Below are 13,373 nucleotides of genomic sequence, written 5' to 3'. Positions count from 1 at the left end.
TGGTGCACTGCGTTCCGCTACATGCCCGCAATGGGCAGGGCATGGAGGTTTTCTCCGAATGGGACGGTGTCGTGGCCGAGGTGCAGGACGACGCCCCGCAGAAATTTTCCGGGGCACGACTGGGCCAGGAGCTTAAGACCCTTGAAGTCCGACGCTGTGGGCGAGGCCGAGGCCTTGATCTCCACCCCGACGATGTTGCCGGCCGGGTCTTCCAGGATGAGGTCGACCTCCTGGCCGGTGTGGGACCGGAAATGGCTCAGAGCGACCCTGCTGCGGGACCATGTCGCGTGTTTGGCCATCTCGCAGACCACGAAATTTTCAAGGAGGTGTCCGAAGGCATGTCGGTCGCGCGTCAGCCGGTCGGGGTTCATCCCTGCCAGATGGGCGGCCAGACCCGTGTCCGAGAAGAGGAGCTTCGAGGCCTTGGTGATCCGCTTGCCGATGTTCACGGCCCAGGCCGGCAGTTCGCGAATGAGGAACGTGGCCTCCAGGATGGCCATGTAGCGCTTGAGCGTCGTCTGGGGGATGGTCAGGCCGCGGGAGATGTCGGCATAGGACAGGATCTGGCCGGTGCGCGAGGCCAGAAGCTGGAGCAGGCGCGGCATGGCGGCCAGATCCTGGATGCTCGAGATGTCGCGCACGTCGCGCTCCACGATGGTGGTCACGTACGCGGAAAACCAGGCTTGCCTGCGCCGTTCGCCGCTTCTGGCCAGCGCTTCGGGGTAGCCGCCCGTGAGCACGGCGTTCATCACATCGGCCTGAGTCGGCGCGGGCCAGTCCAGGTTCGGGCCGAACAAGGCGTCCACGAGGTTGGCGTCTGATCCGTTGATTTCCGCCCGGGACAGGGGCCACAGGTCGAAGATCTCCATGCGGCCCGCCAGGGAGTCGGAGACGCGCAGACCGGACATGATGTCGGCGGAGCCGGTCAGGATGAAGCGGCCGGGTGTACGGTCCCGGTCCACATGATCCTTGATGGCGGGCAGGAGCTCCGGCGCTTTCTGGATTTCGTCGATGACGACCGGTTTACCGATACCCGCGATGAACCCGGCCGGGTCGTTCTGGGCCGCCGAGAGCGCGACGGCGTTGTCCAGGGTGACGTATTCCGACGAGATGTGCTCCGGCATCAGGTCCCGAACCAGAGTCGTTTTGCCGGTCTGGCGGGCGCCACGTATGAGTATGACGGGCGTATCTGTCAGTGATTCCAAGATGCTGGATGAGATATGGCGTGTGTACATGGAGGGGAATGTACGGGTTGTGTGGATGAAAATCAACCATTGAGTGGATGAAAATCATCCATTAAGTGGACGATTTTCATCCACGAAGTCGACGATTTTCGTCTCTTGCAGTACTGCCCCCGGTTTCGTTCGGCGCGTTCAGTCATGGTGAAGGCGGGCTTTCCGCCCCTTCGGGCTGGACCTCGGGGCGGGTCGGACATATCAGGATGTTCTGATTCGCGTTCACGACAAGGAGGCCGCCATGTCCATGTATTCCAAGTTCGCCGAGTGGTACGACCGCATCTTTCCCTTCAGTCCGGGCGTCTACGCCTTCCTGAACCATCACCTCGGCGACCGGGGCGGGCCGGTGCTGGACCTGGGCTGCGGCACGGGCGACTACTGCGCCGCCTTCACCCGCGACGGCGTGCGGGCCGTGGGCGTGGACCTCGATCCGGCCATGATCTCCCAAGCCAGGACGCGCGGGCCCGAGACCGAGTTCCATGTCCTGGACATGGCGGAGTTCCCGACCCTCGGCGGGCCGTGGAACATGATCTACTCCATCGGCAACACGGCCGCCCACCTGCCCCGCGACAGGTTCTGGGGGTGCGTCGAGAACGTGGCCGCGAGGCTTATGCCCGGCGGTGTCTGGATCGTGCAGGTCATGAACTGGGATTACGTCCTGGGCCTGCCCGCCTTCACCTTCCCGGCTAAGGTCATGGACGGGGCGGTCTTTCACCGCGCCTACGAGGGCATCACGCCCGACGGCCTGACCTTCCGCACGGGCCTGGACATCGAGGGCCGGCGGGTCTTCGACGACCAGGTCCGCCTGCACCCGCTGGCCTCGGCCGCAATGCTGGCCGGGCACGAGGCGCGCGGCTTCAGGCTGGTCGAGCACGTCTCGGACTACGCCGGCAGCGGGTTCGACCCGGACGTGTTCTCCGCCAACATCTTCGTTTTCACCAGATAAGGACGGTACGGATGGATTTCATGGCGATCATGGGGCAGAGCACGCTCTTTCGTGGCCTGCCCGAGGAGGAGCTGCGGCGGCTGGAAGGCATCGGCGAGCCGCGCGAGTTCGACAAGGGCGACATGCTCTTCCAGGAGGGCAGGGAGGGCGTCGGCTTCTACGTCGTGGCCAGCGGGCAGGTGAAGGTCTTCAAGATGTCCTTCGACGGCCGCGAACAGATCCTGCACATTCTTGGCCCCGGCGACCCCGTGGGCGAGGTGCCCGTCTTCGCCGGCACGACCTATCCGGCCAACGCCCAGGCCATGGGCAAGGCCGGGCTCTACTTTTTCCCGCGCAAGAAGCTCATCGAACTCTATCGCGAGAGCCCGTCCCTGGCCATGAACATGCTGGCCGTGCTGTCCAGGCGCCTGCGCGAATTCACGGTCCTTATCGAGAACCTGTCTTTAAAGGAGATCCCCCAGCGCCTGGCCACCTACCTCGTACACCAGCAGTCCCTGAAGCCCGTCTCGGCCAGGGTCAAGCTGAGCGTGACCAAGGGCGTGCTGTCCAACATCCTCGGCACGTCCCAGGAAACGCTCTCGAGGGTGCTTGGCAAGATGAGCCAGGAAGGTTTCATCGAGGTCCAGGGCAAGGAGATCAGCATCCTGGACATGGACAGGCTCAGGTCCCTGGCGGAAGGTGAGTGCCGATTGTAGCTGTCTAAACGAAGGACACGCAACAAGGAGCGGCAAAATGCGGATGATCATCACCCTGGCGGCGGTCTGCATGACCGTCGTGGCGGCCTGGGCGGCCGACGGGCCGGCCCCGTCCAACGGCATCGGCTACCCGGCGGGCTGGCAGGACTGGGCGGCCATCTCAGTGGCCCATCGCACGGACAACGAGACGGTCCGGCTCATCGTCGGCAACGACGTGGCCGTGAAGGCGGTCCGGGCCGGGCGGACCAACCCGTGGCCCGACGGCACCGTGCTCGGCAAGGTGGTCTGGAAGGCCGTCGACCTGGATGCCTGGCCCGAGGCCAAGGTCCCGGGCGAGCTGGTTCACGCCGAGTTCATGTTCAAGGACTCGAAGAAGTTCGCTTAGACCTGCGGCAGGGGATGGGGACGCTGGCTGGGCATGGAGCAGAAGCCCTTCGACAAGGGGCCCGAAGTCTGCACGTCTTGCCATGCCCCGGTGCGGGATAGGGACTGGGTCTTCACCGTGCCGGCGGTGTTCCCTCGGTAAGGCTCTGACGGAGTGGGCTGGAACATCCGGTCCGGGTAACGGAGGCAAGAGTGGATGGCGTCCTGATTCTGGCGGCGGCGACGGTTCTCGTCTTTCTCGCATGGCGGGCGGGCTCCCGTCGTCGGAATCTGCCTTGTCCTGTCTGGCTGCGCTGGATGGTGGAGCTGGACAATCCGTTCGCCCGGACCAACCGGGCGGCTTTCATCATCGAACACCTTGGTCTGGAGGAGGGCATGTCCGTCCTTGACGCGGGCTGCGGCCCGGGTCGCCTGACAATCCCTGCCGCACAGGCCGTGGGCCCCGCCGGAAGGGTGCTGGCCACGGACATCCAGGGCGGCATGCTCGCGCGCGTGCGGGAAAAGGCCTTCACCCAGGGGATGACCAATATCGAGTTCCTGCAGGCCGGCCTCGGCGATGGCAATCTGCCGGAGAAAGCCTTCGACCGCGCGCTTCTGGTGACGGTCCTGGGGGAGATTCCGGACCGTGCGGCGTCACTGCGGGAGATTTTCGGAGCGCTCAGGCCCGGGGGCATCCTGTCGGTGACGGAGATCGTCTTCGACCCTCATTTTCAGACCCGCGGGACGGTGACCGCCCTTGCGCGTGAAGCAGGGTTCTTGGAGGCGGAATTTTTCGGCAACAGCATCGCCTACACGGCTCACTTCACCAAGCCCTGCCAACCCGCCGCGGAAAGGCGAGACACGCGCACGGGGTGCTGAGTTTCAGGCGTCGTCCCGGCACGGTCACAGCCCCTTCTTCGGATCGAAATCCTGCCCCAACGCCGCAGGCGACGTGATGGGCCAGCTGCCCGAGAAGCGTTTCAGGAACGGGTAGCGGCGCATCATGTCCTGCACGAAGGACACGCGGCCGAGGTTTACGGCCAGGAGCGTGACGATCATCATCGGGAAGGGCGCCACCTGGAAGACCTGGGCCGGGACCGAGGGGAAGAGCTCCTGCAGGTAGATGCCCGAGACCTGCAGGGCGGCGAAGAAGTAGGCGCCAATGGCCGCCCGCACCGGGTGCCAGCCGCCGAAGATGACGATGGCCAGGGCGATCCAGCCCGCGCCTTCGCAGCCCTGGGGCCGTCCCCAGCCCGGCTTCACGGCCAGGGAATAGGCCGCTCCCGCCAGGCCGACCAGCGCCCCGCCGATCAGACAGGCCGCGAGCCGCGTCAATCGCACGCGGATGCCGCGGCCGAATGCTGCCCGCGGCGATTCGCCCACGGCGCGCAGACGCATGCCGCCGACCGTCTTGTACATCCACCACCAGCACAGCGCGATGGCCGCCAGGCTCAGGGCCACCACCGGCGACTGCCGTCCGAGCAGGGCGTCCAGCACGGGCGTGTCCGACAGGCCGGGGATGCCCCACAGGCCCAGCGTCGGCCCGGGCTGGCGGGAGTAGGAATGGCCCAGGAAATAGGCCAGGTCCCGGCACAGCAGGGTCAGGATGAAGCCCACGGCCAGCTGCGACTGTCCGAGGTAAATGTTGGTCAGGCCCAGCACGGCGGCCGCGGCCGCGCCCACGGCCATGCCGCCCAGGGCGCCCGTCCAGGGGCTGCCCGTGGCCGAGGCCAGGGCGAAGGCCGCCATGGCCGAGAGCAGCATGGAGCCGTCCAGGGACAGGTTGATGACCCCGGCCTTCTCGGTGATGGTCTCGCCCAGGGTCGCCAGGACCAGGGGCGCGCCGGCCAGGAGGATGCCGGCCAGGACGAGGGCGAATTCGTGCATCAGCATCCCTCCCTGCGGCGGATGAGCCAGGCGCGCAGGCCCTGGGTCACGAACACGGACAGGACCATGAGGCCCTGGATGACGCCACTGAAGGACGAGTCCAGGTTCAGCTGCAGGGGCAGCTGGATGGAGCCGACGTTCAGCACGGCGAAGAAGAGGCAGATGAAGGGCACGGGCAGGATGCGGAAGGACGCCATCATGCCCACCAGCAGGGCCGTGTAGCCGTAGCCCGAGGAGATGCTCGGCAGCAGGCGGTGGTACACGCCCAGGACCTGCACGGCTCCGGCCAGGCCGCCCAATGCCCCGCACAGGGCGAAGGCCTGCAGCATGCGCCGTCTGGGGCTCAGGTCGAAGAGGCGCGCGGCCTTTGGGTTCTGCCCCACGGCCTTCAGGCCCAGGCCCCACTGGGTGCGCGTCAGCAGGACGGCGACCAGCACCAGCGCGGCCGCGGCCAGCGCCAAGGCCGTCCAGCTGGAAGCCAGGCGGCCCATGCGGTCCAGCCACAGGGACATGTCGAGGGTCTCGGTGCCGCTCATGGAGGCCACGCCCGGGCGTTTCCAGGGGCCGAAGATGAGCCAGATGGTCAGGCCCATGGCCACGAAATTGAGGCCCAGGCCCGAAAATATCTCGTGCACCCGCCCCCACGTCTTCAGCACCCCCGCCAGCAGGGCCCACAGCGCCCCGCCGAGCATCCCGGCCGCCAGGGCCAGGGCGATGTGCGCCGGGCCGCCCTGATCGAAGGGCATGAGCGCCCCGGTGCAGAAGATGGCGCCGAGCACCACCTGCCCCTCGATGCCGATGTTCCACAGCCGCGCCGTGAAGGGCACGAGCAGGCCGGCCGCGCAGAGCATGAGGGGCACGAAGACGGTGAGCACCTGGCCAAACTTGGACATGGACCCGAGCCCCCCCAGGACCAGGACCTGCAGCGTCTGCAGGGGTGGGGCGCCCGAGGGCAGGGCCACGAGGACCGTCAGGATCAGGGCCAGGGCGGGGGCGGCCAGCATCCACAGGGTTTGTTCCAGCCAGGCGCTACGCGGCATGCCAGGCCTCCAGGTTCTTGCCGGCCATGAGGGCGCCCAGAGTCTCGACCGTGGCCTGGGCGCGCGGCACGTCGGCCACGAGCATGCGGTCGTAGAAGACCAGGACCCGGTGGCTGTGTTCGATGACCTCGTCGAGGTCCGGGGAAAAGAAGAAGATCGTGGCGCCGGCACGGCAGCGCTCGCGCAGGTGCTCCCAGACCTGCAGGGACGAGCCGGCGTCCAGGCCGCGCGTGGGGTGTTCCATGAGCAGGAGCGGGGCGCCGTCGGGGATCAGGGAAAGGAGCAGGCGCTGCTGGTTGCCGCCCGAGAGGGACTTGGCCGGGGTGTCGGGGTGGGCGCGCAGGTTGAAGCGCCCTTCGCACTGTTCACGCCGGAAGTCCTCCAGCCGCCCGGTCTGGTCCGGGAAGGCCAGGAGGATGTGCTCGCGGATGGACAGGTCGGGGAAGAGGGCCTGGCTCATGCGGTCGGCCGGGACGAAGTGCACGCCGGCCTTGTGCAGTGTCTTGAAGTCGTTGCGCTCGAAGCGTCGGCCGTCGAGCTCAAGCCCGCCTTCGGCCAGGCGGTCCAGGCCGCACAGACCGCGCAGGAAGAGCTCCTGCCCGCTGCCGTCGAGGCCGGCCAAGCCGATCATCTCGCCCGGTGCGGCCGCGATGTTCAGGGGGCCCAGATGGTACTTGGGTCCGGCGAAGACGGCCCGGTCCAGGACCATCCGGCGCGTCTGCGGGGCGGACACGGGCGGGACGTCCCCGGCCCGGTCCACGGCCTCGCCGAACATGAGGCGCACCAGCTCGTCCTCGCCGCAGGGCGTCTCCAGGCGCGACACGAGGCGGCCCTGGCGCATGACGAAGATGGCGTCGGCCATCTCCAGGGCCTCGGAAAGCTTGTGGGTCACGAGCACCACCGTGTGGTTCTCCTCGCGGGCCAGGCGGGTCAGCAGCCCGAAGAGGCTGCGCTTCTGCTCGGGGGTGATGCCGGTGGTGGGTTCGTCGAGGATGAGCGTCGTGGCGCCGAGGTCCAGCAGGCGCAGAAGCTCCAGCAGTTGGCGCTCGCCCACGGTCAGGGCGGCGATGGGTTCGCCCGGCAGGAAGCACACGCCCAGGTGGTTGGACAGCTCGCCCAGCTTGTCGACCACCTGGTCCCTGGTGCGGGCCGTCCCGCCCAGTCTGAAGTTCTCCCACACGGGCAGGGCCGGGAAGTCGAGGGGGTCCTGGTAGAGCATGCCCACGCCCAGGCTCGCGGCCAGGGCCGGGGTCAGCCTGGCGTGGGACGCGCCGCGCACGGCGATGGTCCCGGAGTCGGGCACGGTGTGGCCGGCAAGGATGCGCATGAGCGTGCTCTTGCCGGCCCCGTTCTCGCCCACCAGGGCGTAGATGCGGCCGGGTTCCAGGGTCAGGCTGATGGAGTCGTTGGCCTGGACCCGGCCGTACTGCTTGGTGATGTCGGTGAGGACGATCATCTTACTTGGCGCTGGACTGTCCTTCCATGCCCTGCAGCAGCTGCGGCAGGGACCAGACCTGCTCGTCCGTGGCCTCCTGTCCTTCCTTCAGGAAGACGGAGCCGTCCTGGAAGTTGAGCGGTCCCTTGAACAGGTTGACCTTCTTGGCGCCGAGGTCGGCGACGAAGGCGTCGAGCCTGGCCTTGTTCTCGGCGCTCAGGCCTTCGCCAGCCATGAAGCCGACAATGGAGGCGTCGTGGTCGTTGATGTCGGCCCAGTGGGGGGCGACCCATTCGAAATCCTGCTTCCACGTTCCGCCCTGCACGGCCTTGGCCTGGCGCAGGAAGTCCGGGCCCCAGTTGAAGTAGGGCACGCCGATGCAGGTCGGGCCCTGGCCCTCGCAGGCCTTGGCGTAGTCGTAGGGGATGGCCCAGGCGTCGCGGCCCTGGTCGCGCTTCTGACGGGCCACGGTCGAGGCCTCGGGGGTGTCGATGCCGGAGATGACCACGTCGTAGCCGCCGTCGAAGAAGGACGTTGCGACCTGGGTCGGGTCCGTGGTCACGCCGGGGATGTTGAACCAGAAACCGATCCAGCTGACCTTGAACTGCAGGTCCTCGGCCTTATGCCCGAGCACCTCGGTCCAGGCGTAGCGCGCGCCCAGGAAGGCGGAGGCGGCCAGGCGGCGGGTCTCCTCGTTGATCAGCGGGCCCAGGTAGGCGATTTTGCCGGTCTTGGAGGTCAGGGCGGCGGCGAAGCCGGCCATCATCTTGCCGTATTCCATGCGTCCAAAGAGGTTGCCCAGGTTGGCCGGGGCCTTGCCGGTCAGGACGTCGTCGCCCGAGGCGTGGATGAAGGTCTTGTCCGGGTGGAGGCTGGCGGCCTCGCGGATGCCGTCCTTCATGTCGTCGGAACCGGCGATGATCAGGTCGGCGCCCTTCTCGACGAGATCGTCGACGACCTGCGGGATGGTCAGGCCCGGACGGTCGGCCGGGTTGACCTTGTCCAGGTAGATGAGCTTGGCGCCGGGGAGCTTCTCCTCGACGTACTTGCCGCCTTCGTACTGGGCCTGGCTGTAGCCCTTGTCGTTGTAGGGGCCGACCAGGATGAGGCCGATGGTCAGGTCCTTGGCCATGACCATGGACGGACACAGGAGCAGGGCCGAAAGACCCAGGGAAACCAGCAGACGCTTCATGCTTTCCTCCGAAGGGTGCGGGCGCGATCGTGCCGCGCCGGGATGTGGCTTCCGCGCGGCCGGAGGCCTGCGGAAGCCGGGTCAAATAGGTGTGCGGGGCGGAAAAGTAAACCCCGACTTTGCCACCATGGGCCGTGAAGTCAACAGGTGGTTCGGCCCGCGCCGATCGTGGCGGGAGATCGCTTCGCCGTGTGTGCAAAGACGCGTTCGGCGTTGCCAACTCGCCGAAAATATGATCAATCCATACGACATGCCACCGGCCTCGGGAGGGGACATGACAGTTGGAAACACGACCGATATCGAGAAGCTCAAGGAGACCCTGTTCTCTCTCATGCTCGACGCCGAGCGCGAGGGGGCCGTGGCGATGCTGCTCGGGTTCGCCCATGAGCGGGGATTCCAGGCGGCCGTCAACGACCTGCTGGAGCCGGTGCTGCAGCGCGTTGGCGAAGACTGGTGCCGGGAGCGCATTTCCCTGGCCCAGGGCTACGTGGCCGGCAAGATCGCAGAGGACGTCCTGCTGGCCGCGGTCTCGTCCCACGGCAATCTGCGGCTCGACGTCAAGGGGCCCGTGGTTCTCGGCAATGTCGAGGACGACTACCACTCCTTGGGCCGCAAGATGGTGGCCGTCTTTCTGCGCGCCGCCGGATGGAAGGTCGTCGACCTGGGCAACGACGTGTCGCCTGCGGCCTTTGTCGACGCGGCCCTCGAACACGGGGCGCGGGTCATCGGCGTTTCGGCCATGATGCTGACCACGGCCGAGAACATCCGGGCCGTACGGGCGGAACTCGACGCCCGGGGCCTGTCGGGACGCATCCGCCTGGCCGTGGGCGGGGCCGTCTTCAAGCTGCGGCCCGAGCTCGTGCGGGAGGTCGGCGGCGACGGCACCGCGGCCAGCGCCATCCAGGCCCCGGCGCTCTTCGATCGGCTCTGGGCCGGCGGGCCCGAAGGGGAGGGGACATGACCAGCCTGGAACGCGTCCTCTGCGCCCTGCGCGGCGAACCTGCGGACCGCAGGGCCTTCACCCTGACCCTGAGCCTCTACGGCGCGCGCCTCACGGGCTGCCCGGTGCGGGAGTATTTCACCGTGCCGCGGCGATACCTCGAAGGCCAGCGCGAGGTGGTGGACCTGCTGGACCCGGACATTCTCTTCACCCCCTTCGTCCTGCCTTTCGAGGCCCTGGCCTACGGCGGCGAGGAGGTCTGGCTGGACCGTTTCGCGCCCAACGTGCGCAAACCGCCGTTCCGCGACCCGGATCTGGCCGAGCCCCTGGGCGAGGGCCTGCTGCTCGACCCTGGCGTGGGCTACCTCGTGGAGGCCACGCGGCTGCTGGCCGGGGAATTCGGGGCGGACAAGCCCGTCTGCGCCGTGGTCACGGCCCCCGTGGACCTGCCGGCCATGCTGCTGGGCATCGAGACCTGGCTCGAAATCCTGCTGTTCGACCCCGAACGAGCCGCCGCCTTCATGCACCTGTCCGAAGACCATTTTCTGCGGCTGACCGCAGCCCTGTTCGACGCCGGGGCGACCTTCATGGCCTGCCCCGTCATGTTCGCCAACCTGCGGCTGGTCACACCGGGCCTGCTCGAAAAAACCATTCTGCCCTCCCTGGCCCGCTGCTTCGGCCTGTCCCGCGGGCCGGTCGTCTTCCACCACGGGGGCAACCGCATCGAGGACCATCTCCGCCATTACGTCGAGCTGCCCAACGTGCCGGGCTTCGTCATGGACCCCCGCGACAGCCTGTCCCGCGCCCGTGAGATCCTGGGCCCCGGGCGGCTCATCCTGGGCAACCTGAGCGGTCCGGCCCTGGTGCGCACGGCCCCGGAGGAGGCGCGGGCCCTGGCCTCGGACATTCTGGCCGATCGGGCCGGCGACCGGGCCTTCATCCTGGCTTCGGGCCACGCTGACGTGCCCTTCGACACGAACCCGGACACCCTGTTGGCCGTGCGCCGGGCCGTTCTGGACGCGGGGGCCGTGACGTGACGGACATCCTGGCCGTGACCTGCGGCATCTTCAGGGAAGAGCTGATGGCCTTGAGCCCGAAGTTTCCCGGCCTGCGCCCGGTGTTTCTCGACTCCACGCTGCACATGCGGCCCGAGGAGCTGCAGGACAGGATCGACGAATTGTTGGAGGTCCGCCGGCCGGCACGGGTGCTCTTCATTTACGGCGACTGCACGCCGCGCATCGTCGAGCTCTGCCGCCTGCCGGGCTTCGCCAAGACGTGCGGCATCAACTGCTGCGAGATCATGCTCGGCCGCGAGGACTACAGGCGGTTGCGAAAGGCCGGCGTGTTTTTTTTCCTGCCGGAATGGACCCGGCGCTGGCGGGATGTCTTCGAACGGGAGCTGGGCTTTGCGGGAGGGCGCGGCGTGGAGGAGATGCTGCGCGAGGTTCACGACCGCTTCATGTATCTGGACACGGGCGTCGTCCCCGTGCCGCGCGACACACTGGACGAGATCGCCCGCGAACTCGGGCTGCCCATGTCGGTACGGGAGACGGGGTTCTCCCGCTTGGAGGCGAGCATCGCCGACGCCCTGGAGGAGCTGCGTGAAGGCTGATTCACCTGCGTATTACCAGCTTTTCACCGACCTGGCCGTGGGCACCCTGGAACATGCCAACGACCCGGTGCGGTGCGCCGAACACGTGGCCGACCAGGTCCGGGAACTGCTCGGGGTCCGCGCCGTGGCCGTGGCCGCCTGCCAGGGTCATCGCGCACCGCACGGCATCCTGGCCGTCCGTCCGGCCCGGCACGCGGAACTGGTGCACAGGCCCGAGATAGACCGGCTCATCCACCTGAGCCACGCGTCAACCCAGGCCATGATCGCAAGCCCGCAGGATCAGACTCCGGCCGGCGCGCTGCTGCAGGCCTTGGGCCTTGGCGAGTCCGTCGTCGTGCCGCTGCGCGTCGGCGAGAACATGGTGGGGGCCCTCGTGCTGCTCGGCCTCATGGACACGAAGGGCATCGAGATCATCGTGCGCAGCCTCAACCGCCTGTCGTCCCTGCTGGCCCTGATCATGCGCCAGGCCGACCAGTACCGCGATCTGGAACTGGCCGTGGCGCAGCGCACCGAGGAACTTCGCTCCGCCCGGGACCGGCTGGAGGAGCAGCATGCCTTTCTCTCGTCGCTTCTCTCGGGGCTGCCCAACCCGGTTTCCGTTCAGGACATGGACGGTCGCATTCTGCGCTGCAATCCCGCCTACTGCTCCCTTGTCGGCCGGTCCGAGCAGGAGCTGGTCGGCGAGCCGGAAATCCTTTTAGGGTCGTCCTTCGTGATCGAGTCGGCTCCGGCGGAGCCGGCGGAACAGGCGGCGCTCGAATGCCTCCTCGACGATGGCTGCATGCGGCGCATGCTGGCCACCAGGGCGCCTCTCAAGACCAGCCGCGGCGAGGTCGCCGGGTACGTCAGCGTCCTCACGGACGTTTCGGACCTGGCCAGGGCCAGGCAGGAGGCCGAGGCCTCCAATCGCGCCAAGACCGAGTTCCTGGCCAACATGAGCCACGAGATCCGCACCCCCCTGAACGGCATCCTCGGCATGTTGCAGCTGCTGAGCCGCACCCATCTGGACGAGGACCAGAAGGACTCGGTCTTCACGGCCATCCGTTCCTCCCGCCGCCTGACCCAGCTCCTGAACGACATCCTCGACCTGTCGCGCATCGAGGCGGGCAAGCTGCAGCTGGAAACGGCGGAGTTTCATTTCGCCGACCTGCGGGACTCCGTGCGGGACCTCTTCGCCATTTCCGCCAAGGCCAAGGGGCTGGACCTCTCCTTCGAGATCGACGACGCCATCCCTTCCCACGTCGTCGGGGACGAGGGGAGGCTGCGGCAGATCCTGTTCAATCTGGTCGGCAACGCGGTGAAGTTCACGTCCACGGGAAGCATCCGCATCACGGCGCGGCGGGAGGACAGGGACGCCGGCATGGCGGTCGTTTTTTCCGTGGCGGACACGGGCGTGGGCATCCCGCGCGAACGACAGAACGATATTTTCCAGCCCTTCACCCAGGTCGACGGCTCGTCGGTGCGCTCCCACGGCGGGGTGGGCCTGGGCCTGGCCATCGTCAGGCGCCTGGTGGACATGCTGGGCGGGCGGATCGCCATGCAGAGCGAGCCCGGCCGGGGAACGACCATCGAGGTGGCCGTGCCTCTCGGCATCGGCGAGCGCGTCTGTTCCAAAACCGCGGGAGAGCCCGCGGCGCCATTGGTCACTGGGCGGCGCATTCTGGTGGTGGAGGACGACCGCATCAACCAGCTGGCCCTGACCAGAATGCTCGGCAAGCTCGGGCACGTGCCGACGGTGGCCGACAACGGCCGTGCGGCCCTGGACATCCTGCAACGGGAGACTTTCGACTGCGTGCTCATGGACATTCAGATGCCGGTCATGGACGGCCTGGAAACGACCCGCCGCATCCGCGCCCGCGTCCACCCCGACATCCCCGCCGACCTTCCCGTCGTCGCCCTGACCGGCCACGCCATGGCCGGCGACAGGGAACGCTTTCTGGCCGAGGGCATGACCGCCTACCTGTCCAAGCCCGTGGACATGGACGCCCTGGCCCGCATCATCGCCGAGGTTACGCCCGCGTAAGCATC

At 67.6% G+C, this 13,373-nt stretch carries 13 protein-coding genes; 8 read left to right on the top strand and 5 right to left on the bottom strand.

What is annotated here, in order from left to right; translation table 11 throughout:
• Nucleotides 1-17: 17 nt before the first annotated feature.
• Nucleotides 18-1,235 (bottom strand): ATP-binding protein, encoded by a 1,218-nt coding sequence (locus ACYQ3G_RS14415; RefSeq protein ID WP_459826752.1) that lies wholly within the window; start codon nucleotides 1,233-1,235, stop codon nucleotides 18-20.
• Nucleotides 1,236-1,476: 241 nt separating this feature from the next.
• On the opposite strand from ACYQ3G_RS14415, the gene ACYQ3G_RS14410 reads away from it, so the two are divergent.
• The 4 genes from ACYQ3G_RS14410 to ACYQ3G_RS14395 all read left to right on the top strand — a co-directional run bounded on the left by ACYQ3G_RS14410 (nucleotide 1,477) and on the right by ACYQ3G_RS14395 (nucleotide 4,118).
• On the top strand, nucleotides 1,477-2,181 hold the full coding sequence (locus ACYQ3G_RS14410; protein ID WP_459826750.1) for a class I SAM-dependent methyltransferase: 705 nt from the start codon (nucleotides 1,477-1,479) through the stop codon (nucleotides 2,179-2,181).
• 11 nt (nucleotides 2,182-2,192) lie between these two features.
• Complete coding sequence (locus ACYQ3G_RS14405) at nucleotides 2,193-2,876, top strand: Crp/Fnr family transcriptional regulator (RefSeq protein WP_459826748.1); 684 nt, start codon at nucleotides 2,193-2,195, stop codon at nucleotides 2,874-2,876.
• A 37-nt stretch (nucleotides 2,877-2,913) separates the two neighbouring features.
• Nucleotides 2,914-3,261, top strand: a complete 348-nt coding sequence (locus ACYQ3G_RS14400) for a cytochrome P460 family protein (RefSeq protein WP_459826746.1) — start codon at nucleotides 2,914-2,916, stop codon at nucleotides 3,259-3,261.
• A gap of 191 nt (nucleotides 3,262-3,452) precedes the next feature.
• A complete protein-coding gene (locus ACYQ3G_RS14395; protein ID WP_459826744.1) occupies nucleotides 3,453-4,118 on the top strand; it encodes a class I SAM-dependent methyltransferase in 666 nt (221 codons plus the stop codon).
• 24 nt (nucleotides 4,119-4,142) lie between these two features.
• Here the strand turns inward: ACYQ3G_RS14395 and ACYQ3G_RS14390 are convergent, their stop codons facing one another.
• From ACYQ3G_RS14390 to ACYQ3G_RS14375, 4 genes are read right to left on the bottom strand one after another with little or no spacing between them, the layout of a single operon-like run.
• A complete protein-coding gene (locus tag ACYQ3G_RS14390; protein WP_459826742.1) occupies nucleotides 4,143-5,126 on the bottom strand; it encodes an ABC transporter permease in 984 nt (327 codons plus the stop codon).
• A complete protein-coding gene (locus tag ACYQ3G_RS14385; protein WP_459826740.1) occupies nucleotides 5,126-6,166 on the bottom strand; it encodes an ABC transporter permease in 1,041 nt (346 codons plus the stop codon). The genes ACYQ3G_RS14390 and ACYQ3G_RS14385 overlap by 1 nt, the downstream gene beginning before the upstream one ends.
• Nucleotides 6,156-7,622: an ATP-binding cassette domain-containing protein gene (locus ACYQ3G_RS14380; protein WP_459826738.1), complete on the bottom strand. Its 1,467-nt coding sequence runs from the start codon at nucleotides 7,620-7,622 to the stop codon at nucleotides 6,156-6,158. Before ACYQ3G_RS14380 ends, ACYQ3G_RS14385 begins: the two co-directional genes overlap by 11 nt.
• 1 nt (nucleotide 7,623) lies before the next feature.
• A complete protein-coding gene (locus tag ACYQ3G_RS14375) occupies nucleotides 7,624-8,793 on the bottom strand; it encodes a BMP family lipoprotein (protein WP_459826736.1) in 1,170 nt (389 codons plus the stop codon).
• A 274-nt stretch (nucleotides 8,794-9,067) separates the two neighbouring features.
• Between ACYQ3G_RS14375 and ACYQ3G_RS14370 the strand changes: the two genes are divergently transcribed.
• Genes ACYQ3G_RS14370 through ACYQ3G_RS14355 form a run of 4 tightly spaced genes read left to right on the top strand, consistent with a single transcriptional unit; the run spans nucleotide 9,068 to nucleotide 13,368 of the window.
• Nucleotides 9,068-9,754, top strand: a complete 687-nt coding sequence (locus ACYQ3G_RS14370) for a cobalamin B12-binding domain-containing protein (RefSeq protein ID WP_459826733.1) — start codon at nucleotides 9,068-9,070, stop codon at nucleotides 9,752-9,754.
• Complete coding sequence (locus ACYQ3G_RS14365) at nucleotides 9,751-10,770, top strand: uroporphyrinogen decarboxylase family protein (protein ID WP_459826731.1); 1,020 nt, start codon at nucleotides 9,751-9,753, stop codon at nucleotides 10,768-10,770. Before ACYQ3G_RS14370 ends, ACYQ3G_RS14365 begins: the two co-directional genes overlap by 4 nt.
• Nucleotides 10,767-11,345, top strand: coding sequence for a DUF1638 domain-containing protein (locus tag ACYQ3G_RS14360; RefSeq protein WP_459826729.1), 579 nt, complete (start codon nucleotides 10,767-10,769; stop codon nucleotides 11,343-11,345). The genes ACYQ3G_RS14365 and ACYQ3G_RS14360 overlap by 4 nt, the downstream gene beginning before the upstream one ends.
• Nucleotides 11,335-13,368, top strand: a complete 2,034-nt coding sequence (locus ACYQ3G_RS14355; RefSeq protein WP_459826727.1) for a hybrid sensor histidine kinase/response regulator — start codon at nucleotides 11,335-11,337, stop codon at nucleotides 13,366-13,368. Before ACYQ3G_RS14360 ends, ACYQ3G_RS14355 begins: the two co-directional genes overlap by 11 nt.
• Nucleotides 13,369-13,373: the final 5 nt, after the last annotated feature.

This window comes from Desulfomicrobium salsuginis (assembly GCF_054657795.1).
Note: the sequence above shows the minus strand (reverse complement) of the source record. Positions and strands in the feature narration are given on the sequence as shown.

Bases quoted from the DNA above. Each gene is read 5' to 3' on its own strand.
- ACYQ3G_RS14415 (WP_459826752.1), bottom strand. From the start codon at position 1,235: ATGTACACACGCCATATCTCATCCAGCATCTTGGAATCACTGACAGAT.
- ACYQ3G_RS14410 (WP_459826750.1), top strand. From the start codon at position 1,477: ATGTCCATGTATTCCAAGTTCGCCGAGTGGTACGACCGCATCTTTCCC.
- ACYQ3G_RS14405 (WP_459826748.1), top strand. From the start codon at position 2,193: ATGGATTTCATGGCGATCATGGGGCAGAGCACGCTCTTTCGTGGCCTG.
- ACYQ3G_RS14400 (WP_459826746.1), top strand. From the start codon at position 2,914: ATGCGGATGATCATCACCCTGGCGGCGGTCTGCATGACCGTCGTGGCG.
- ACYQ3G_RS14390 (WP_459826742.1), bottom strand. From the start codon at position 5,126: ATGCACGAATTCGCCCTCGTCCTGGCCGGCATCCTCCTGGCCGGCGCG.
- ACYQ3G_RS14385 (WP_459826740.1), bottom strand. From the start codon at position 6,166: ATGCCGCGTAGCGCCTGGCTGGAACAAACCCTGTGGATGCTGGCCGCC.
- ACYQ3G_RS14380 (WP_459826738.1), bottom strand. From the start codon at position 7,622: ATGATCGTCCTCACCGACATCACCAAGCAGTACGGCCGGGTCCAGGCC.
- ACYQ3G_RS14375 (WP_459826736.1), bottom strand. From the start codon at position 8,793: ATGAAGCGTCTGCTGGTTTCCCTGGGTCTTTCGGCCCTGCTCCTGTGT.
- ACYQ3G_RS14370 (WP_459826733.1), top strand. From the start codon at position 9,068: ATGACAGTTGGAAACACGACCGATATCGAGAAGCTCAAGGAGACCCTG.
- ACYQ3G_RS14365 (WP_459826731.1), top strand. From the start codon at position 9,751: ATGACCAGCCTGGAACGCGTCCTCTGCGCCCTGCGCGGCGAACCTGCG.